Origin of the sequence: Bradyrhizobium sp. BTAi1 (genome assembly GCF_000015165.1) — a bacterium.
Classification (GTDB): domain Bacteria; phylum Pseudomonadota; class Alphaproteobacteria; order Rhizobiales; family Xanthobacteraceae; genus Bradyrhizobium; species Bradyrhizobium denitrificans.
In genome coordinates this window covers 7,830,897-7,851,041 of record NC_009485.1, presented here as the reverse complement: position 1 = coordinate 7,851,041, position 20,145 = coordinate 7,830,897, and the positions used below count along the sequence as shown (strand labels likewise).

Annotated in this window: 18 protein-coding genes and 1 pseudogene; 5 read left to right on the top strand and 14 right to left on the bottom strand. The window is 61.9% G+C overall.

Annotated features, from left to right (window positions below; all coding sequences use genetic code 11):
* Nucleotides 1–77: 77 nt before the first annotated feature.
* Together BBTA_RS34970 and BBTA_RS34965 are read left to right on the top strand one after the other, a co-directional pair.
* A complete protein-coding gene (locus BBTA_RS34970) occupies nt 78–1,730 on the top strand; it encodes a PAS-domain containing protein (RefSeq protein ID WP_012047221.1) in 1,653 nt (550 codons plus the stop codon).
* 103 nt (nt 1,731–1,833) lie between these two features.
* On the top strand, nt 1,834–2,163 hold the full coding sequence (locus tag BBTA_RS34965) for a glycine zipper domain-containing protein (protein WP_012047220.1): 330 nt from the start codon (nt 1,834–1,836) through the stop codon (nt 2,161–2,163).
* Here the strand turns inward: BBTA_RS34965 and BBTA_RS34960 are convergent.
* Nucleotides 2,160–3,614 (bottom strand): PLP-dependent aminotransferase family protein, encoded by a 1,455-nt coding sequence (locus tag BBTA_RS34960; protein ID WP_012047219.1) that lies wholly within the window; start codon nt 3,612–3,614, stop codon nt 2,160–2,162. The two genes, BBTA_RS34965 and BBTA_RS34960, sit on opposite strands and share 4 nt — an antisense overlap.
* A gap of 103 nt (nt 3,615–3,717) precedes the next feature.
* Here BBTA_RS34960 and BBTA_RS34955 point away from each other — a divergent pair, with 103 nt between their 5' ends.
* Nucleotides 3,718–4,578 (top strand): DMT family transporter, encoded by an 861-nt coding sequence (locus BBTA_RS34955; protein WP_012047218.1) that lies wholly within the window; start codon nt 3,718–3,720, stop codon nt 4,576–4,578.
* Between the two features lie 50 nt (nt 4,579–4,628).
* Here the strand turns inward: BBTA_RS34955 and BBTA_RS34950 are convergent, their stop codons facing one another.
* From BBTA_RS34950 to BBTA_RS34895, 13 genes and pseudogenes are all read right to left on the bottom strand, one after another.
* Nucleotides 4,629–5,438, bottom strand: coding sequence for an MOSC domain-containing protein (locus BBTA_RS34950; protein WP_012047217.1), 810 nt, complete (start codon nt 5,436–5,438; stop codon nt 4,629–4,631).
* Between the two features lie 43 nt (nt 5,439–5,481).
* Nucleotides 5,482–6,519: a 2Fe-2S iron-sulfur cluster-binding protein gene (locus tag BBTA_RS34945; protein ID WP_168167939.1), complete on the bottom strand. Its 1,038-nt coding sequence runs from the start codon at nt 6,517–6,519 to the stop codon at nt 5,482–5,484.
* Between the two features lie 92 nt (nt 6,520–6,611).
* Nucleotides 6,612–8,093 carry a PLP-dependent aminotransferase family protein gene (locus BBTA_RS34940; protein ID WP_041751102.1) on the bottom strand — a complete coding sequence of 494 codons (1,482 nt, stop codon included), beginning with the start codon at nt 8,091–8,093 and terminating at the stop codon, nt 6,612–6,614.
* 150 nt (nt 8,094–8,243) lie between these two features.
* A complete protein-coding gene (locus tag BBTA_RS34935; RefSeq protein ID WP_012047214.1) occupies nt 8,244–8,969 on the bottom strand; it encodes a hypothetical protein in 726 nt (241 codons plus the stop codon).
* 306 nt (nt 8,970–9,275) lie between these two features.
* Entirely contained in the window at nt 9,276–9,437 is a 162-nt protein-coding gene (locus tag BBTA_RS39385) for a JAB domain-containing protein (RefSeq protein WP_083780739.1), read from the bottom strand.
* 108 nt (nt 9,438–9,545) lie between these two features.
* Complete coding sequence (locus tag BBTA_RS34930; protein ID WP_004620414.1) at nt 9,546–9,776, bottom strand: helix-turn-helix domain-containing protein; 231 nt, start codon at nt 9,774–9,776, stop codon at nt 9,546–9,548.
* Nucleotides 9,777–10,484: 708 nt separating this feature from the next.
* Complete coding sequence (locus tag BBTA_RS41915; RefSeq protein WP_012047213.1) at nt 10,485–10,775, bottom strand: PilZ domain-containing protein; 291 nt, start codon at nt 10,773–10,775, stop codon at nt 10,485–10,487.
* Between the two features lie 771 nt (nt 10,776–11,546).
* Nucleotides 11,547–12,852 (bottom strand): annotated as a pseudogene (locus tag BBTA_RS34920) (AAA-associated domain-containing protein).
* A 15-nt stretch (nt 12,853–12,867) separates the two neighbouring features.
* Nucleotides 12,868–14,625 carry an ABC transporter permease subunit gene (locus BBTA_RS34915; protein WP_012047211.1) on the bottom strand — a complete coding sequence of 586 codons (1,758 nt, stop codon included), beginning with the start codon at nt 14,623–14,625 and terminating at the stop codon, nt 12,868–12,870.
* Nucleotides 14,626–14,922: 297 nt separating this feature from the next.
* Nucleotides 14,923–15,459: a hypothetical protein gene (locus tag BBTA_RS34910; protein ID WP_041751101.1), complete on the bottom strand. Its 537-nt coding sequence runs from the start codon at nt 15,457–15,459 to the stop codon at nt 14,923–14,925.
* A 164-nt stretch (nt 15,460–15,623) separates the two neighbouring features.
* Nucleotides 15,624–16,283 (bottom strand): response regulator transcription factor, encoded by a 660-nt coding sequence (locus tag BBTA_RS34905; RefSeq protein ID WP_004620406.1) that lies wholly within the window; start codon nt 16,281–16,283, stop codon nt 15,624–15,626.
* Complete coding sequence (locus tag BBTA_RS34900) at nt 16,280–17,470, bottom strand: sensor histidine kinase (RefSeq protein ID WP_244424253.1); 1,191 nt, start codon at nt 17,468–17,470, stop codon at nt 16,280–16,282. The genes BBTA_RS34905 and BBTA_RS34900 overlap by 4 nt, the downstream gene beginning before the upstream one ends.
* A 4-nt stretch (nt 17,471–17,474) precedes the next feature.
* Nucleotides 17,475–17,759: a metal/formaldehyde-sensitive transcriptional repressor gene (locus BBTA_RS34895; RefSeq protein ID WP_041751100.1), complete on the bottom strand. Its 285-nt coding sequence runs from the start codon at nt 17,757–17,759 to the stop codon at nt 17,475–17,477.
* 61 nt (nt 17,760–17,820) lie between these two features.
* Here BBTA_RS34895 and BBTA_RS34890 point away from each other — a divergent pair, with 61 nt between their 5' ends.
* Together BBTA_RS34890 and BBTA_RS34885 are read left to right on the top strand one after the other, a co-directional pair.
* Nucleotides 17,821–18,042, top strand: a complete 222-nt coding sequence (locus tag BBTA_RS34890) for a hypothetical protein (protein WP_041751099.1) — start codon at nt 17,821–17,823, stop codon at nt 18,040–18,042.
* Between the two features lie 288 nt (nt 18,043–18,330).
* Nucleotides 18,331–19,959: an NRAMP family divalent metal transporter gene (locus tag BBTA_RS34885; protein WP_012047207.1), complete on the top strand. Its 1,629-nt coding sequence runs from the start codon at nt 18,331–18,333 to the stop codon at nt 19,957–19,959.
* Nucleotides 19,960–20,145 lie beyond the last annotated feature (186 nt).

The window sequence follows — 20,145 nt, the reverse complement described above, 5'->3', positions numbered from 1 at the left end:
GCGACTTGCTGTGCCGCTTGGAACGTGTCGTTTACAGATCTTGCGTCTGATGGTTGTCTCCGCGCTGGGAGCCAGCCATGCAAGCCGTGTTGCGCAGGTTCACCAATTCACTGCCGTCCTTCGACCTCAACGACAAGATTTCCGCCGCTGCGGCCGGCTTTGCCGTCCTTGTGATGTTGTCGACGCTGGGTGCGCTGTCCGCGCTCCGTGAGCAGCGCCTGTTCTACGACCGGCTCGAAGCCCTCGCCGCCGCATCGCGCAACATCGAGCGGGCCAATGCGACGATCTACGCCGTCGTCATGGAGTCGCGCGGCATCTACATGTCGGCCGATCGCAACGTGGCGCGGCGCTACGCTGATTCATTGCTCGCGAAACTCCGGCAACTGACCAAGATCGTCGAAGAGTGGGAAGCGCTGCTGCCTGCCGACGATGCCGCGACATTCGCGCCGTTCCGGCAGCGGATCGATCAATTCGTCGCCTTCCGCACCGAGATGGCGCGCCGTACCATCTCGGTCGGCTCATCCGCGGCGCGCGAGCTCGGCGACAATGACGAGAACCGCGCGGTGCGCACCGCGTTGAACGAGGACCTCGAAACATTGTCACAGCTCTACGCTGATCGCATCCGCGAACTCGGTGAGGCCGCCGACGCGCGCGGTATGGTGGCGTTCTATCTGGGTGGACTTGGCCTCCTCATCATCGTGCTGATTGCGGCTGCAGCGCTGGCGCTGCGCTGGGGCGTCCTGATGCCGCTTCTGGACATCGCCCGCGTGACCGATCGTATTGCTGCGGGACGGATCAAGCTGAAGATTCCGCATGCGCGGCGCCATGACGAGATCGGCCATGTCGCCCATGCCGTCGAGACGTATCAAGACAATGTATTCCGGCTGCAGGAACTTGAAGAGCATGAGATCGAGATCGAGCGGCAGCATGCCGTTATCCTGCGCCAGCACGAGCGGCTGGAGCAGGGCGCGCTCAGCAGCCAGCAGCGCCTGGATGCCGCCGTCGCCAACATGGCCCAGGGGCTGATCATGCTGGACAGCTTCTGTTATGTTCTGATGGTCAACGACCAGTATCGTGCGCTGTATGGCCTGCCCGCCTCGATCGCGCGTCCCGGCACGCATATGCGCGACATCCTTGCGCATCGCGCGCGGCAGGGGCTCCTGCGCGAAAAGCCGGCCGATTTTCTCGCCTCATTGCGCGAGCGCATCAGAGAGGGCAAGCCGGCGATCTCCGAGTTCGAGCTCGGCGACGGTCGCATCATCCGGGTCTGCGAGCGTCCGATGGATGGGGGCGGCTGGATCGCCACGCATGAGGACTTCACCACGCAGCGGCGCAATGAACGGATTCTGGCGCGCGCCGAATATTTCCTCGCTGCGCTGTTGGAAAACATCCCGCAGGCGGTCGTGGCGAAGGATGCACAATCGCTGCGCTATGTCTTCGTGAACCACGCGGCGGAAAAGCTGTTCGGTCTGCCGCGTGCGCAGATCATCGGCCGCGCCGCCCGCGAGCTGTTCCCCGAGCCCACAGGCGAGCTGCTGGAGAGCTTCGATCGCGCTCATCTCGATGAGGTCGGCGACGAGACGCCGAAGGCGCATAGCATCGACACGCCCGGCAATGGCAAGCGCGACGTGGTGGTCCGCCGGCTCCCGGTGACGGTCGGAGAGGGGCAGCCGAAATATCTCCTCAGCATCGTCGAGGATCATACCCAGGATCAGCGCGCCGCGGCCTGACGCACGGCGCGGAATCCGGATTCTGCTGCCTTGACCTCGCCTTGATCTGCATCAAGAACGGCCCGGCCGGGCTGACTAGCGTGCTCGGAACGGAGGCCCGCTCATGATCCGACACCTGGGGATACGCTTTGCCACCCGTCTCGGCGCCGTCGCGCTGCTGACCTTGGCGACTGTCGCGCCGCTGCATCAGGCCGCCGCGCAGGACGCGCTGGGCGGCGCCATTCTCGGCGGCGCGGGCGGCGCGATCCTGGGTGGCGCGCTGGGCGGCGGACGTGGCGCGGCGATCGGGGCCGTGATCGGAGCCGGAACGGGAGCCGTCATCGGCGCCGAAGGCGAGCGTCGCCGCAGCGGCTATTATTCATACCGGAACGGCTGCTACCTGCAGCGCGGCGACGGCGCCTGGGTGCGCGTGCATCCGCGCTATTGCTACTAGGCTTCAGCTCCCCTCGAAACCCGAGCTGCGTTGCCATGCGCGACTTGCGCAATGGCGCGTTCCAGCACGGCCATCACGCGCGCATCCTCGCAATGCGCGACGTTGAACCGCATCATGGCCGCGGCTGATTGCGCCGCGCTGAACACGTCGCCGGGCGCCAGTACGACATCGTTCGTGAGCGCCGCCTGCGCCACGTCGATCGCCAAGCATCCATCCGGCAGCCTGCACCAGAGGTGAAAGCCGCCGCGCGGCATCAGCCAGGGCACGATGCTGAGGCGCTGCAGCCGTGCGGCGACGCGCGGCCGTGCCCGGGCCAGACGCGCGCGCAACTCGTCGACATGCTTGCGGTAGCTGCCGCCGGTCAGGATCTGCGTCAGCGTCTCTGCAGCGAATTGTCCGGGGCCGCCGAAGCCGGTCGCGATCTGGAGGTCGATCAGCGGTTCGATCCAATCGGCGCGTGCGGCGATGAAGCCGCAGCGCAGCGCGGCCGACAACGTCTTGGAGAAGCTGCCGACCAGGATCACGCGCGCCAGCCCGTCGAGCGCGGCGAGGCGCGGCGACGGCTCGGGCGCGAAATCGCCGTAGATATCGTCCTCGATGATGATGGTGTCGTGCGCCGCGGCGGCGTTGAGCAGACGATGTGCGGTCTGCGCGGATAATGTCGCGCCGGTCGGATTATGCAGCCCGGAATTGGTGATGTAGAGCCGCGGGCGCTCGGCCGCGAGCACCGCCTCGAATTGCGCGATATCGGGGCCGCTCGGCGTCATCGGCACGCTGACGATCCGGGCTTGGTGTGCGCGCAGCAGCGCCAGGAAATTGAAGTAGCAGGGATCGTCGACCAGCACGGTGTCGCCGGGGCGTAGCAGCATGCGACAGATCAGGTCGATGGCCTGTGTACCTGACGAGGTCAGCACGAGTTGCTCGCTCGTGGCCTCGATGCCAAGGCCGGCGAGGCGGGACTGCAGCACGCGGCGCAGGCTCGCCGATCCGCGGGCGGCGCCGTAATGCGTCAGCACCGGGCCGTCGTTGCGCGCCAGCGCGCGAACGGCGCGGCGCAGCGCCTCCTGCGGCATCCAGTCGGCCGGCAACCAGCCGCAGCCCGGCATCAGCGTGGTCGCATCGGCATCGAGTGACTGCCGCGACACCCAGAACGGATCGACCGCGCGTGGACGGCGCGGTTCACTCCCGGCCAAGGCGAGCGGTTCCGGCGCCATGTCGGCGACATAGAAGCCCGACCCGCGCCGGGCACGGATGATTCCCTCGGCCGCCAGCCGATCATAGGCCTCGACGACGGTGGCTGGCGCGACGCCCATCAAGGCTGCGAAGGCGCGGATCGATGGCAGGCGCTGGCCTGGCCCCAGGCTGCGCGTCGCCAGCCGCTGCCGGATGGCTTCGACGACCGCTGTCGTTCTGAGGCCGGCCGGACGCGGCTCTGAGGTCGAAGGGCGCAAGTGTATCACCAGATAGGCCAGTACAGTTTTGCCGGATTGTATTGCTCTGTGGCTGTCACGGCAAGGCGCGCGGAGCTAAGCAGGAGCCTCGACGGAGGCTCACATGAAGGGATCGATCGACGGCTGGGGCAGCGGCGCCATCGGTATGACCATTTTCAGCGGCTCGCTGCCGGCGACGCGCGCCGCGCTCGATGGCTTCGCGCCGCTCTTTCTGACCGGCGCGCGTGCCACGCTCGCGGCGCTGCTTGCGTCACTGTGCCTCGCAGCGCTGCGGCAGCCGCTTCCGGGACGGCGCGAATTGCCGTCGCTGATGATCGTCGCGCTCGGCGTGGTCATCGGCTTTCCGCTGCTGACCGCGCTCGCGCTCCAGCACGTCACCTCGGCGCATGCGATCGTCTTCATCGGCCTGCTGCCGCTCTCGACCGCCTTGTTCGGCGTGCTGCGCGGAGGGGAACGGCCGCGACCGTTGTTCTGGCTGTTCGCGGGTCTCGGCGCGGCCGCTGTGTCGGGCTTTGCGCTTTCGCAGGACGACGCGGCTTCGCCCATCGGCGATCTCGCGATGATCGCCGCCATTGTCGTCTGCGGCCTAGGCTATGCCGAAGGCGCCGTGCTGACTCGCCGGCTGGGGGGCTGGCAGGTGATCTCGTGGGCGCTGCTGCTGTCGTCGCCGGTGATGCTGACGCTGTCGCTGCTGACATGGCCGCAGTCGGCACAGCCCATCACCGCGCCGGCCTGGCTGGGGCTCGCTTATGTCTCCGTCTTCAGCATGTTCATCGGCTTCGCCTTCTGGTACCGCGGGCTGTCGCGCGGCGGCACGGCCAGCGTCGGCCAGTTGCAGCTGCTCCAGCCGTTGCTCGGACTGGCCTTTGCGAGCCTGCTGCTGCACGAGCCGGTGTCCGCCACCATGCTCGGCGCCGCAGCGATCGTGGTGCTCAGCGTCGCGATGGCGCGGCGGTGGGCGTGAGCAGTCGCGCGCGCGGGAACGGTTGCGCGCGACGCGGCAGGGCTGCTCGATCAGAAGTTCAATTCGATCTCCAGCCGACTTCCGGCCGCCAGTCGTTTGCCGATCCCATCCGCGACGGCCGCATAGCTGCCGAACCGGACACCGATGCTCGAATGTCTGTAGTGGCCAAGTGTTTGTAGCGGCTCGTGGCCGAATTCCGCTTTGTCCTGGTCGATCGTGGTCATGTTGCAGCGATAGCACACGTCCACGAAGCGGAGAGCGACATCACCGACATAAGCGCGCGCAAAATAATCCTCGCCGTAGGCGTCGACGCCCTCGATCACGATGTTGGGCCTGAAGCGGTTCATCGGCACGCCGGAAGCGAGTCTGCTGTTCAGATCGGCGCACGACGCCTCCGAGACGACCAGGATTCCGTAATTATCGACGAAGCTGGTTGGCGCATCGTCTCGCGACGGATATTGGACTCCGCCCTTCCGAAGAAATCGCTGGTCGCGCGAGACAAAGCTGAAATGTCCGCCCAGATAGTCGCTGAACCAGCTCGAAGGCTCGTCGCCCGCGATGATCGCGGGGATCTTCTCGCCGAACAGCTCGACGTCGCGGCTTTGGCTGGAGCAAGTCTTGCGTGGAACGGCCAGATCCTGCATGCCGGGAGCCTTCAGGATGAGCTCGTCGGCGGTGAGCGTCGGCTCGACCAGAGCAAGCTTCGGATGTTCCCGCTGGGTGACGAATACGCCGGCTTCGTCGATCACCATCCAGTTCCGGTCGTCGAGAAAGCCGGTCGGTGACAGCTCGACCTCGGACACTTTGATGCCCTTGCACGATTTGACGGGATACACGAACAGATCCTTGATGCTGATCATGAGGCAGTCCTTCTCTGGATTGAGATGAGGCGGGATGTAACGATCATCGATGATCGAAGCTGTCCGCAAAGAAGCGGTCTGGCCGGGCGCCCCGCGAGCACACGGCCTTGTACGTGGCGTTAACCATGTGAGGATTTCCGCAGGCGTAGACGTCGATACCCGACAGGTCGGCGAAGTCCTGCAGTACGGCCTCATGCACCAGTCCGGCGCGTCCCGTCCAGCTGGCATCGGGCACCGACAGCACCGGAGCATAGGTGAGGCCGTGAATTGCCGCGCAGAGGCTCTTGATCTCGCCGTCGATATAGAAGCCGTTCCGGTTGCTGCTGCCCCAATAGAGATGAAGCGGTGAGCTTGATATCTCCTGCGTCAACGCTTCAAGGATGGCGCGGATGGGCGCGATGCCCGTACCGCCGGCAACAAAGATCGAGGGACGTTGCTGAGACGAATAGACGAAGCTTCCGAACGGGCCGTTCACCTGCAGGATCTCGTTGATCTTCAACTGCTCGAACACGTGTCCGGTGAAAGCACCACCGGCGACACGTCCAATGTGCAACTCGATCGAGCTGTCCTCGCGGGGGGCATTTGCAATCGAGAACGAGCGGTCAAAGCCGTCGGAATGGCGAATGCCGATGAATTGGCCGGGCGTGTAGTCCGGCTTTGCGAACGGAGGAAATCGGAGCGTGACGCGCATGACGTTTTCGGTCTCGCGCTTCAACGCGATCACCCGAGCGGGAACCGTTGGTCTTTCACGCGCTGGCGGCTCGGACAGCTCAGCGATGTCGATGGTGATGTCGGTGAGCGCGCTGGCACGGCACAGCAGCGCCGCAGCCGGGTCATCGGTGCGGCCGAGGCTGCTGGTCGACCCGCGATGAACGAACTCACCCGTGATGATTCTGGTCCTACAGCTGCCACATGATCCCACGCCGCAGGCGCTCGGCAGCCAGACGCCTGCTCGCGTCGCGGCCGCGAGAATGGTTTCGTCCGGCCGCGCCTCGAACGTTCGTCCTGATGCAAGTGTTACTCTGGTTGTCATCACGCAACGGCCTTGGTCACCGACCATCAACTTGGTCGCGTCGATCAATAATCCGGGAAACGGAAACGAGCCGTGGTCCAGTTTTTCCGAACTCAGATGGTCCAGCGGACCGTTGCTGATGAAGGAGTCGTGTCCGCAGCTCAGGAGGCGATCGCCGCCTTCATCCGTCTGACCGCTTCGCGCAATCCTGCATCGTCCAGGGCGGCAAAGCCGATCCGAATTCCGCGCCGGCCGTCGGGCCGGCCGGAAAAGCTGCGGCTGGGCAAAAACTGCAAGCCATGCTTCGGCGCAGTTTGCTCCAATCGATCCAGGTCCGACGTCCGGACAAAAGTGAGCCAGAACGCCAGACCGCCGTCGGGAAGGCGGAAGTCGACCGTGCCGTGAAGCTCAGCGCGCAACAGCGCTGCCAGCTTCTTTCGTCGAGTTGCGTAGATCTTACGCGCCCGGCTGGCGTGGCGTCTGACCTCGCCGGTCTCGACGAGCTCAGCGACGGCCTGTTCGGTGACGGGATCGCCCTGCCGGTCGATGAGACAGATTTCCTGCGCCGCCCGTTCGATGAATTTCGCAGGCGCAAACATGTAGCCGAGCCGGAGACTCGGAGACAGCAGCTTTGACATCGATCCGATATAGAGGACCGATGGATCGAACGACGCCAACGGTAGCAGAGGCTGATGTTGGAAATGAAATTCGTGGTCGTAGTCGTCCTCCACGACGACGAAGCCGAAGCGCGAGGCGAGCTCGAGCAGCCGCAGCCGCCGAGTCGGACTCAGCAGCACAGTCGTTGGGAAATGATGGTGAGGCGTCAGATAGACCAGACGGACCCGATGACGTCGGCAGACCTTTTCGAGGCTTGCCATATCGGTGCCATCGTCGTCGACGCGCACCCTGAGAATATTGGCGCCCGCCATTCGAAACGCCTCGCAGGCGGGCGGATAGGTGAGGTCGTCCACGACAACGTGATCACCCGGGCGAATCATGAGCCGCGATACGAGATAGATCGCCATCTGGCTGCCTCGCGTGAGGCAGATGTGCTCAGGGGTGGTTGCGAGGCCTCTGTCGACGTTCAGCATGCGCGAGATCGCGGACCTTAAACTGAGATTGCCGCGGGGATCGCCATAGCCGAGCTTCCCGACCTTGCCTCCCACCGTCATGATGCTCCGATAGGCGCGTGAGAAGCTCATCGCGGGGAACAGTCGAGTATCGGGCGTTCCATCATCGAGCAGCAGCATGCCCGGCTGCGGGAAGATGACAGGAAGCTGCACCGCCGGCGCCAGCCTGCCGATATTCCTTGCTTCGTTCCGTGAGCGCACGCCATCGTTGCTCGATTCCGATGGCCTCGCCTTGGGCTCCGGAAGTTTTGCGGAGACGAACGTCCCTTTGGTGCCACGAGACGTCAGCCAGCCCTGAGCAATCAACTCGTCATAGGCGATCATGACGGTCTTGCGGTTGACGCCGAGTCTTTGCGCCATCTCCCGCGAACCTGGCAGCACTTCCCCCGGGATGAGCCGTCCGCGCCTGATTTCGCCAAGGAGACCGTGAACAATCTGAAGATACACAGGGACGTCGGCCGGTCCGCGTTTCAGATCAAGCTTCAGGTTCAGCCGCCACCCGCGAAGCGCCATTGTTTCCTCATCTGGCCCGGATGAGATTCTATATTCCAGCTGGGAGCTGGTCCAGCTTAGTCCTGGCTCGAGCCGTCCACTGCACCCGACAAGCACCCCGCAACGGCTCAAGAGGCGCGATGGTGCGCGGATGAGAGCGAGCTGTGCGCGCTATCTGCGATGGTACAGCCCGGTGAAGCTGACGCCGGCGCCGCCGCAATCATTGTTGTCCTCGACCAGCAGCAGGGCGCCGATTCGCTGCAGGCGCACGCGGCATTCGTCGGCGCCGTTCGGTTGCTCGAACGGCGTGGTGCCATCCTCGACGAAGGCGATGACGCCGCCCTTCGGCTGCGCCGTGGCGGCGATCGAGCCGTTGTTGAGATCGCGGCCCGCCGGCACGACCTGGTCGCCTTCGATTCTGAGCCGGCCTCCGCCTGCCGCCTTGATCGTGAGCTGGCCGCCGGGATGTACCCAACTGCCGGTCCAGTCCGAAAGCGTTGGCGCAGCCATCGGCGCGACGGGCGCGAGCGCCGCTCGCGGCAACCAGCCGCGGGCCCAGGTCTGGCTCTTCGTGCGCGGCGGCTGGTAGGTGACGCAGGTGAAGTTGCCCCTGGTCCTGCCGACCAGCACCCAATCATCGCTGACGAGGTAGCTCTTCTTCCGGCAGGCCTCGGTCGGCGCGGGGCAGCTCGCGGCCTTGAAGTCGTCGTCATAAGGACTCTTGACGAAGTTCACGCGCGGCTGCCCAGTCACCCGGGCAACCGTCAGCGGCCGGGCATCGTCCCAGCCGATGCCCGTGCAATTGGCCGGGTCGGTGGCGTCATAGGCGCTTGCCGCGCTGACCGCGAGAAGGTTCAGGGCAAAAAGGTTCAGGAGTCCGAGCCAAGCCGCTCGCATGCGTGATCTCTCCGTTCAGGCCTCACCCGATTGGGTGACGCTTCACAGTCGATCGGTTCAAGTGGAGGTCGTGCAGCTCACCCGCCCGCGATCCTGGCGGCCTCCGCCGCGGCCCGCTGCATGCTGTCGACATCTCGGTCGTCACGGTGCTCTGCTCCTCGACCGCGGCAGCCGTTGAGGTGACGTATTCGCTGACATTGTGGATCGCCTGCGTGACGTTCCACGATCTGCCGGGCTGCGACAGGGACGCTGCGCGCGGCTGATCGCCTGCCGTGCGGCGAGGCTGATCACAGCCGCATCGGCGGCTCACATCAGCCCCGATCCCTTGAGGCTGATGTGCCCGTTCCGACCGACGATGATGTGGTCGTGAACGGTGATGCCGAGCGGCTTGGCGATATCGACGATCGTCTTGGTCATGCGGATGTCGGCCTGCGAGGGCGTCGGGTCGCCCGACGGGTGGTTGTGCATCAACCGCGTCGCATGCGGTAACCTATTGAATTAATGATGGTTTCTGGTAATGCCCGAGGGGGCGGGGGTATGAGTTTGGGGTCGGTAGATCGTGAAGTTGCGTGACATTCACTTTCGTTCAGCCTCTGTCTCAATGAGTTTATGCGAAGCACGGCAGATCACGAGATTCTTTTTGTCCCAATCCTCGAGTCCAGGCACGGGGTAAAGCACCGACTTGCCGATTTTGATGTATGGCGGACCGACGCGCTGTGCTCGCCAATTGCGAAGGGTGCCGACAGAGATCTGACCGCGGTATCGCTCGGAGACCTCTTCGGTGGTCAGAAATTTCTCTTCGGCCATCTGCACCTCCGTCGTAAATCCAAGACTATGACCCGGGATTTGGTCACCGGTCGCGCATCGAGCGGAAGCCTGCGCATGTCTCCGTCACATTGTGGAGGTGCTCGTCCCGGCTTGTCACGATGGCGCACGAGCAAGATGAGAGTTGATGCGGCTTGTGGGAAGTCGTTGTTGATTGCGATGGGGCCGCAGGATGGGCGAGGTTAGAAATCGGATGGCCATCGTACGAGACATGCCACCCGGACCTCTTGGCCCATCCTGCCTTCACGCCAATCGGTCGGCGCCGATCCGTGATATTGCGTGTCTTGGGGGCGGCCTCGTCAGCCTACCCGGCCGCATTCGAGAAGAGATTGCCTAGCGGCGCAACTTATTTAGACTTATTCGGATCATTATGAGGATAACCAGAGCGAAGGTGGCCAACGTCGCAAATATCGTGGCCTTTCCCGTAATTACCTCGTACCCACATACAATCGAGACGATGACGGACAATGTAGCCAAGGCAATGTAACTTGGAATCGGGCGCTTTATGGCGGCAATAACGACGACGATCATGGTGAAAAGATTTGCAACAAGCGTTATTTGCGTAGCACTCACTGTCGAATCCCTATCGTGATCGCTTTCATCTTGTTGCGCTGGCTTGCTGAGAATGCACAGGCGCTGAGGGATGAGGCGCTCTTACCTGCTCGCCGTATCAGACCACTTTAGGCGTGCTCATTCTCTTGAAACTCCGATGAGATTCCCGCGGCGCCAGATTATGCGGCATGACATCGTTATGCCGGCACTCGGTACGTCCAGCTCAAACTTGTCCGGGATGTGGATCGAGGGCTCGACTTCGAGACGGGCGCCGGACTCCGAAACATTTCGCACCATGCAATTGATGACCGAGGATTGCTGATTGAAAATTATTCGGCCTGCGAGGAGTGTGCGCCGGCGCGGAGAGTTGCGGCGATCGTTTGCAGGGACATCCCGCCGACCGCTGGAATTGTTTATCGGATTGCTCATGTATCGAGCAGCCTCAAACGTTCAGAGAGCCTATGAACTGTCGAGTGCCACCGTTCATAGGGTTGCATTGATTTCAATTCCTTCCCGCGATTTAGCTAGCCCTCCCGAGGGCACCAAGTCGTATACCGAGGTATATTGTGCGGTTGTATGCGAACCGCCTGTGCGAGAAGAGCGGTCGAGGTTGCCGTGCGTGCCAATACCAGGCCCGGAAACCATGATGACCTCGCACAAGATGGCAGCTTTCCGCCTTGCGGCGCCTCATCGAAATGCAAGCTTGAATCCCCAGGCGCGAATGCGATGTGCAGCTCGGAGCGTTGCCTTGGTAAAGCGTGCGTCGACCAAGCGGCGACGGTACAGCCACAGCGTTGCATGACAGAGACGGTCCGCACTCGCCAGCACGACGCCTGCCAGCCAAAGCTGTAATCGGACGGGGCGACGGCCTGCTCGGGCGCGCCGGCCCGTGTTGCCGGAACGTCTTGGTGGCTCGCGGTCGTAGAAATCTGATCCAAGGGAGGACCGCGCCAGTCGCTGGGCGGAATCGAAACCGTCGCGCGCGCACCGTTGTGGAACTGTATTCGGGGTGTTGACCTGAGCTGTACAGAGCGTGCGTAACTGTGGCTCAAAGAACGAAAATAGCGCTTGCCTAGTGCCGGTCGCTAAGTTGCGCGCAATACGAATATAGCTGGTCATAACATGCTCCCAAAGTGCGGGATGCGTCGCCAAATTCAAGGCGCGACTCTGTGTTGCTTACGGTGTCTGGTCGGTTTTCGTCTAAGTTGGGTCATCGAGACTGAACAGATCGGTGGTTTCGTGGTAGGCAAAGACCTCCGCGTATCGTGCCCATTGCGTCACTGCCTTAAGTGTTCGGCTGGCGTAGCTTTCGGACATGAAGTCTTCGAGCTCGTCGTGAAAACGCCGGGCTTGGGATTTGTGACTTGGGCGATCGTCGAGGACGCGCCGGATGTGTGCGGCCAGGGGCACATAACTGAGAAGCTGCTGCGCAAAGATCTTCTTGCGTTCATCGACATCGGCCAGTGCATAGCGTCTGCCCGCCGGAAGAAGTTTGATGTCCCCACCTACCAATTCGGCGAAGCGGAGCAACTGCAGAACCTCTGCTATCGGAAATAGATCGTCGGTCTCATAGAGGAGACCGCTCGCAAGTTCGGGCAGATCGGCTCGGCCGTTATTGGGTTCTGCATTTATGGCCTCGATCAGACCGGCCAACGCATTCGTCGAAACAACAGGAAGAGCCATCCCTATGCCGGATCCCGGAAAGAGGCCGTCTCGGGGCTGACTGTCGTCGTTCTTTTGCGTCATGCGGACGTAGATCTGTTCGACCAGCGCACGGAAGGTCGGGTCCTGTCGGTTGCGTGGCTGCGGAATCTCCACCTTGATTTCGCCGATGACGCGCCCGGGATTTGAGGAAAAGAGCAAGATGCGGTCACACATCAGCACCGCCTCTTCGATATTGTGGGTGACGATCAGGATCGATTTGAATTGGCATGCGCCCTTCGGACCAAAGGTCGAGAAGATCCGTGCGCAGCGTTTCCGCGGTTAGCACGTCAAGGGCAGAGAATGGTTCGTCCATGAGCAGGATGTCCGGATCGACAACCAATGCTCGCGCCAAGCCGACGCGTTGGCGCATGCCGCCCGACAGCTCTTTCGGATAAGCGCTTTCGAAACCGTCCAAGCCGATGAGGTCGATCGCCGCCAACGCGCGCTTGCGTCGGTCAGTCGGGGGCACGTTCTTCGCCTCGAGGCCGACTTCAACGTTCTGTAAGACCGTGAGCCATGGAAAAAGCGCGAAGGTTTGAAATACCATCGAAACGGTGGCGCGCTGTCCGTCTTCGATTTTGGGAAACTCAATGACGCCCTGTGTCGGCGTCACGAGGCCGGCAATGGACCGGAGCAGCGTCGATTTGCCGGAGCCGGATCGGCCGAGCAGCCCGACGATTTCATTCTCTTTGAGGGTGAGATCAACGTCGTCGAGGACCAGCAAATCGGGTCCCCCGGACTTTCCGTAGACCTGGCGGACTTTCTGCACTTCGACTAAATTGCGGCTCTCAATGACAACCATGAACTGATCCTCCTCTTAATCGAAGCGCAGCCGGCGCTCGGCGTACCGATAGAGTGGGCGCCAAAGCGTGCGATTGAGGGTGACGACGAAGGCCGACATCACGACGATGCCGACGGCGACCCGCGGCAGGTCGCCAGCAGCGGTCGCGTCGGCGATGAAGGAGCCGAGACCAGTGGCCTGCAGACGTTTGTCGCCCCAGGAAACGGATTCGGCGACGATGCTGGCGTTCCACGACCCGCCTGACGCCGTGAGCGCGCCGGTCACGAAGTAGGGAAAAATGCCGGGCAAGGCGACTTGGCGCCACCATTGCAGGCCGCGCATGTTAAACGTCCGCGCCGCTTCCCTCAGATCGTTAGGAAGTGCGCTAGCTCCAGCAATGACATTGAAGAGAATGTACCATTGCGTGCCCAGAATCATGAGCGGCGAAAGCCAGATGTTCGGATCAAGCCTCAGCCCGATGATGATCACGACCGCGAAGGGAAACAGCACATTGGCCGGGAAGGCGGCCAGGAATTGGGCGACGGGTTGCAGGCGCTCGGACCAGGTCGGCCGTAATCCGATCCACACGCCGATCGGCACCCAAATGATGCTGGCGATCGCAATGAGGACGGCGACGCGAACCAAGGTCGCAAAGCCCAGGCCAACAATTGATATGATGTCCGCCGCTGTCAGGGATGTCGAAATAAAGCGCAGCAGCCAGAGCGAGGCGCCGAAGCAGACCACGGCGATGAAACCGATCCAGAGGCCGTCGGGGACACGAATGATGTGTTTATTGGGGTGGAGCGTTTGACGTCGAGGTGGGGCCGACCAGCTCAGCGCACTCAGGGCTCGGCCAGCCACCAGCAGAAGCTCGATGATCGACGGCAGAAGGCGCGTGCGGCGTGCGAGGTCGTATACCCAGGAGCGCGGTCGTTCACGCGACGCGGTTTGCTCGAATCTGAACTTGTCAGCCCAAGCGACGATTGGCCGGAATATGAGCTGGTCGTAGAGGACGATGACGACGGCCATTGCGAAGACTGCCCAGGCGACAGCGCCGAAATCTTTCCGCTCAATTGCGAGCGCCAACCAGGAGCCGATACCGGGCAATGCGATCGTCGTGTTGCCAACCGCGATCGCTTCCGAGGCGACAACAAAGAACCATCCTCCCGACATCGACATCATGGCGTTCCAGACCAGACCTGGCATGGCGAACGGAAGCTCGAGGCGCACAAATCTGCGCCAGGACGAAAAGCCAAACTGCCTGCTTACCTCATCGAGATCCTTCGGGACCGTGCGAAGCGACTGGTAGAAGCTGAACGCCATGTTCCAGGCTTGGCTTGTGAAGATCGCAAAAATCGCGGCGCACTCGACCCCAAGCTGGCGCCCAGGAAACAAGTTCATGAAGAACATGACGGTGAACGTCAGAAAGCCGAGCACCGGAACCGACTGTAGAATGTCGAGAGCAGGAACGATGATCAGTTCGGCTTTGCGGCTCTTTGCTGCGAGGGTCGCAACAGTCAGAGTGAATATCAGAGATGCCGCAAGTGCCCCGAACATGCGCAGGGTCGAGAGAAGCGCATATTCAGGAAGGTGCAGGAGCTGAAGGTCGACGGGCGCGGCATTGAGAGCCGTCAGCGGTTGGCGCATTTGGCCAACCCCGACGATGACGAGCAATGCGATGACTAGCAGAAGGGCTATGGCGGCGAGGTCTGCCCAACTTGGCCCGGCGAGACGAGGCGCCAAGCTCCTATCGAAATGGCGGTGTTTGCCGTCACTCCTGGAATGAAAGACCATGGCGCCCTCGTGTCAGCCGTGCCGGCCGTCACGAGCGAGCTCTTGTCTAGGCTCGGCGAAACGTCCCTGGCGGCGTAAGCTGTCGACTACCGTCGTTCGGCATCGTTCGGTTTCCTAGAACTGCTCAAGCGAGGCTAGACGATTCCCGCCAAGCAGATTTGCTGTGTCTATAGAGTGCGATCGTTGTTTGCGCTACTTATACCCGGAGGCGTTCTTCGCTCGAAAAGTGTCTGAAGAATATACTCGGGTATATTCGGCGTGGCGCTTTGGCCGTCCGCCGCGCGGATTCGCCGGTGTTCAGCGCATCGTAGTCCAGCCGCTCAATGCAAGAGCAAGAAACGCGACGGCTTCGTGCCAGTAGTTCAGGCGCGCGAGCGTCCAGGCCTCACGACGCACGAGCGCCAGACCAATGCAGATCATGCCCGATAACGCCGTCAAAGCGACGAAGGCGTAACCGAACCCCCATCGCGACGGTATTTGCGCAAGGGCAAAGACGAGAAGTATTGCGAGCTTTAACGCAAAGCGCTTCACGACGTAGCGGATGCTCGGACTATCAGGTTCTCGTGGCCAAGCCTTGATCTTATGGTTGTTGATCGTCGTTGTTTCGATCCCGTTCAAAAGCCTGGGAACGAGTCGGCCGCTCGGCCCGAATAGCGAGGTGATCGCCGCTCGGCCGGTCGAGGTGAGTTCAAGCGTATATTGGTGTTCAACAACGAGGCCTTCGCGAGTCAGCTCTTGCTGACCGAGTTTTCGGACGTGAGCGTCGCCAATATAATCGGTGATCTCGTCGTATCTCAGAGTATCGCCGGCGCTCTTGTGGAGCTGTGCGAACACCGCCAGGATCGCTTGGGCCCTATGTCCTAACGTGGCGGTGTGGGGCACGATCTCCGCCCTTTTCTTCTCGGAGGTACGACTCCGATAGAGCGTTGCGACAAATCAGCTCGTCGCACAACTATCCTCGGGTATATCGAGCAGCAGCGATCCGACCGTGGCTTCTTCTACCGGAGCTCCGCGGGTCCGCTTCTCATCCTTTCCAGTTTCTCTGACATGCGTCCGAGGTCGAGCATGGAATTCGCCTGCATCTTCGTCATGATTTGCCGGCGGCAGACCTTAACGGTGATTTCGCTAAGGTTGAGTGTTGCCGCAATCTGCTTCGTGAGTTGACCCTTTGTAATCAGATCCATCACCTCTCGCTCGCGATTGGACAGCGATTGGTATCGAGCTTCCAATTCGGCATTCATCTCGAGCGCGTTACGGCGCATACGACTTTTCGCCAAGCCGCCGTTGATGGCGTCGAGGAGGTCCTGATCCCTGAACGGCTTTGTCAGGAATTCGATGGCGCCAGCCTTCATGGCGCGGACAGACATGGGAATGTCACCGTGCGCCGTGACAAACACGATCGGAATTTCAGCGTGAGACTTCGCTAGCTCGACTTGAAAATCCAGCCCGTTTTCGCCCGGCATGCGGACGTCCAAGACCATGCAGACGGGTGTCTCCGGAATCGACCAGCGCAAGAATTCGGCCGTAGAGGAGAACGCCACGACGTCGAACCCTTCGGATTCACATAGATTGCTAATGGCTTTCCGGACGGACGGATCGTCATCCACGATCGCCACGGTTGATTTCTGAGTGCGGGTGGCTGGAGCGCCGAGGTTCATTGGTTTGCCTCCTGAGTCCCAGGCAGCGTGAAGTGGAAGGTGGCTCCTGAAGGCTCGCCCTTTTCGGCCCAGATGCGGCCATGATGAGCTTCAATGATCGAGCGGCAGATCGAGAGACCGATGCCCATGCCCCCGGTCTTCGTCGAAAAGAATGCATCGAAGATCTGATTGACATCAGTCGTAGTCAGTCCGCCGCCGGTGTCCTCAATGCTGACCTCGACGCCACTCGGCCGTGTCTTGCGTGATCTAATGCGAATTTCTCGGGGGTCTGCTTGTGCAGCACCGATTGCGTCGATGGCGTTGACGATGAGGTTGAGAACGGCTTGCTGTAATTGGATTCGGTCACCGAAGACGCTCGGCAGGCCGTTGTTAAGTTCAGCTCGGACCACGATGCGGTTTTCGTTCAACTGAGACTGGATGAGGACAAGCACCTCTTGTATCACCGCGTTGATGTCGACCCATGCGTTTTGGGGTTCAGCGCGTGTGGTCAGGGCTCTAATTCGAGCGATAATCTCACTCGCGCGCCGTGCGTCCTCGACGATGCTTTCGATCGAACTCGTGACCTTCTGCGGATTTGGCGGCTCACTGCGGATCCAGCGTGTGGCGGCATTCGCATTCGTGATGACCGCCGTCAGGGGTTGGTTCAGCTCGTGAGCGATTGAGGCGGAAATCTCGCCAAGTGTTGTCAGACGAGCCACGTGGGCGAGGTGCGCTTGCGCGCGTTCAGCCGTCTGGCGGGCGGTCTCGGTAGCCAGCGCGAGGTAAGCAGTTGCTGCGATCGCAGTCAGACTGATCGACGTGTTGATGACACCGAGACTGAAGGTGCTCCCGGCGGTTGGAACATAGCTCACGATGGTAAGTACGGCGCTGAGGATGCTGAGCGCGGCACAGCCTAGCGACACGAAGATGACGCCTTGTTTCCGGCAAAAGCGCAGGGACAGGAGGACGACCACGACCTGGAGGCTCGCGGCCGCGATTTCGTAGGGTGTGACCGTGTCGAAAATGAAGATGGCGATGGCGAGTGCTGCCGTGAAGATCGGTAGCATCGGCGAGAAGAGGGCCTGTGGTCGCGGGTCCAGGCGGGAGACAAAGTATGCCCATGGCCGAGCAAAGCGGCGCGCCCGGTTCGGGTGTGCGGGCGCGTTCGGCTCGTCAACGCCCTGAGCTTTGGCGTGAGGCGGCATCATTACGTCACCTAAGATATGTTCGCAGGACACTGACCAACTCGTCCGCGGCGTTTCGCTCGCTCTGGCTGGGCGCGCGGTTGGGGTCGACCATGTGGGTGCGGATGTGGCCGTTGATAACTTCCGCCATGATTCCGTTGATCGCTCCGCGGGTTGCAGTGACCAGGCGCATGACGTCGTTATAGGCTTCGTCGGCGATGAGAGCCCGCTCTAATGCGTCGACCTGGCCGCGCAAGCGGCGGACACGGTTAAGGAGTCGCTGCTTCTCGGCAACGACGTGCGATCTGCCCATTTCGTATACCCGGGTATAGTTACAATATACCCCCTCGGGTATATATCAAAACCGTGGCGCTGTGAAGACCGGCAACGATTTCACGCGCCAAGGTCCAGCCTATGGTGGGCTGGATTTTCCATTGGCACAGCAAGGGATCGATATGAACCCGCGACCTAGCAGTCTGGCCGACGAATGCGACAGTAGACGCTCGACGTCTGCTCTCGTTTCGCTGCGGCTCGGCTATGCTCAGGGCGACGACACGATTGTCGAGGGCCGCGCGATCCACTTCGCGCTGCTTTGATGCGTGCCGCCTCCTGAGCCCAGGCATCAGGAGGCAAAAAATGACCTTCCAGTTTTCCAGTGTGCGTCCGCAAGGCGTCACTTCCCCAGCGAGCTCGGTTCTCTCTTTCAAGCGCAGGCGCCCGCGGTTGACAGCCCGTTGGCGACTGACGGCGGCAGGGCGCCTCGAATGCCGGTGGTTTCTGTCACCGGACTGAGCGCGGTCGCGTGTCGTGCGCGACAGGTCGAGCCGCACGACCGCTCCAACGCAAGAACCCTCAAGTCAACGCCATTTCAAAGGCGGTTAATCATGCTGTCTAACCTCGATACTCCCGTGCGTCACGCTGTGCTGGATGAAGCGCATATCGGCGACATCAAAGGCGCGCTCGGCACAATCAAGAAGAACGATACGGGTCCCAGGAACGGTTGGCGTGCTCGTTTGATGACGCTGCTGGCAATCCTTGGACCGGGCCTGATCGTCATGGTCGGTGACAACGATGCCGGCGCCTTCGGCACCTACACGCAGGCGGGCCAGAACTATGGCACCTCGCTGTTGTGGACGCTCATCCTGCTCATTCCCGTCCTGTACGTGAACCAGGAAATGGTTTTGCGGCTCGGCTCGGTGACGGGCGTCGGCCACGCGCGGCTCATTCTCGAACGGTTTGGCAAGTTCTGGGGCGCCTTCAGCGTTGTCGACCTTTTCTTGCTGAATGCTCTGACCATCGTCACCGAGTTCATCGGAATCAGCCTGGCGCTCGAGTACCTCGGGCTTCCGCGAGGCGTAGGCGTCATTGCCGCAGCGGCCGTCATTATCGCCGCGGCTGGGACGGGCAATTTCCGGCGATTCGAAAGATTTTCGCTGTTTCTCGTTTTCGGCAGTCTTCTGTTGGTGCCGGTGCTCGTCTGGGTTCATCCCCCGGTCAGCCAGATCGCCCATGATCTCGTCGTGCCGCAGTTTCCTGAAGGCGGGAAGCTGAGCGAGGTGATGCTCCTGATCATTGCCATTGTCGGGACAACGGTCGCGCCCTGGCAGCTCTTCTTCCAGCAGAGCTATGTGATCGACAAGCGCATCACGACGCGCTTTCTGAGCTACGGGCGCATCGATCTCGTCCTTGGCATTGTGCTGGTCGTCATCGGCGCAGTGGCGATGATGGCGTTCACCGCAGCGACGTTCGCAGGTCGTCCGGAGTTCGGGAATTTCCAGGACGCCGGAGCCGTGGCTGCCGGGCTTGGCGCCTATGTCGGGAAGACGGCTGGCGTCTTCTTCGCCCTTGCGCTGCTCGATGCCAGCGTGATCGGCGCGATGGCGGTCTCGCTGTCGACGGCCTACGCGATAGGCGATGTGCTGTCGCTGCGGCATTCGCTGCATCGGAAGCCGCAGGACGCCAAGGGCTTCTATGCGGTCTATGGCGGCCTCGTTACGTTGGCTGCTGCGCTGGTTTTGACCCCCGGCATGCCGCTCGGCCTGCTAACCAACGCCGTGCAGACTCTGGCCGGCGTGTTGCTACCGAGCGCCACCGTGTTCCTGCTGCTGCTTTGCAACGACAAAGCCGTTCTGGGTCCGTGGATCAATGGGCGGTGGATGAACCTGTTCACCGGCGCCGTCGTCGGTGTCCTCGTGATGCTGTCAATCATCCTGACCGCATCGGTGCTGTATCCAAACATGAGCGAGAGCACGATCCTCGCGATACTCGGGATCGGAGGCGTATTCACGCTCGCCGTCGCTGTCGCCTTCCTCTTCATCCACCGCGAAGAGCCGGCCAACGCGAAGAACGAGATGGTGCGCGCGACGTACCGCATGCCGCCGCTGGATGAGCTTCCGTCAGCTCGGATGACGCCGATGACTCGTCTCTGGATGCTGGTCTTGCGCGGTTATCTGATCTTGGCCGGCGGGCTTGTCCTCGTGCGGATCGTGCAGCTTTCGCTCGTCGGCCGGTGAAGGGGGGAGCATGTGCATACGTCATTCCACATCGCTGCGGCCTCACTCGACGACTGCGGCGTCTGGCCGGCGCCGACCAACAATCTGGGACCGGCTTGTATCGGGTTTCGCCCCGTTTGCCGATCCGGAGCTGTGGTTGCGCGCCTGCACGCTTGCGGCCCTCAGAGAGCGCGACGGCTCTGTTGG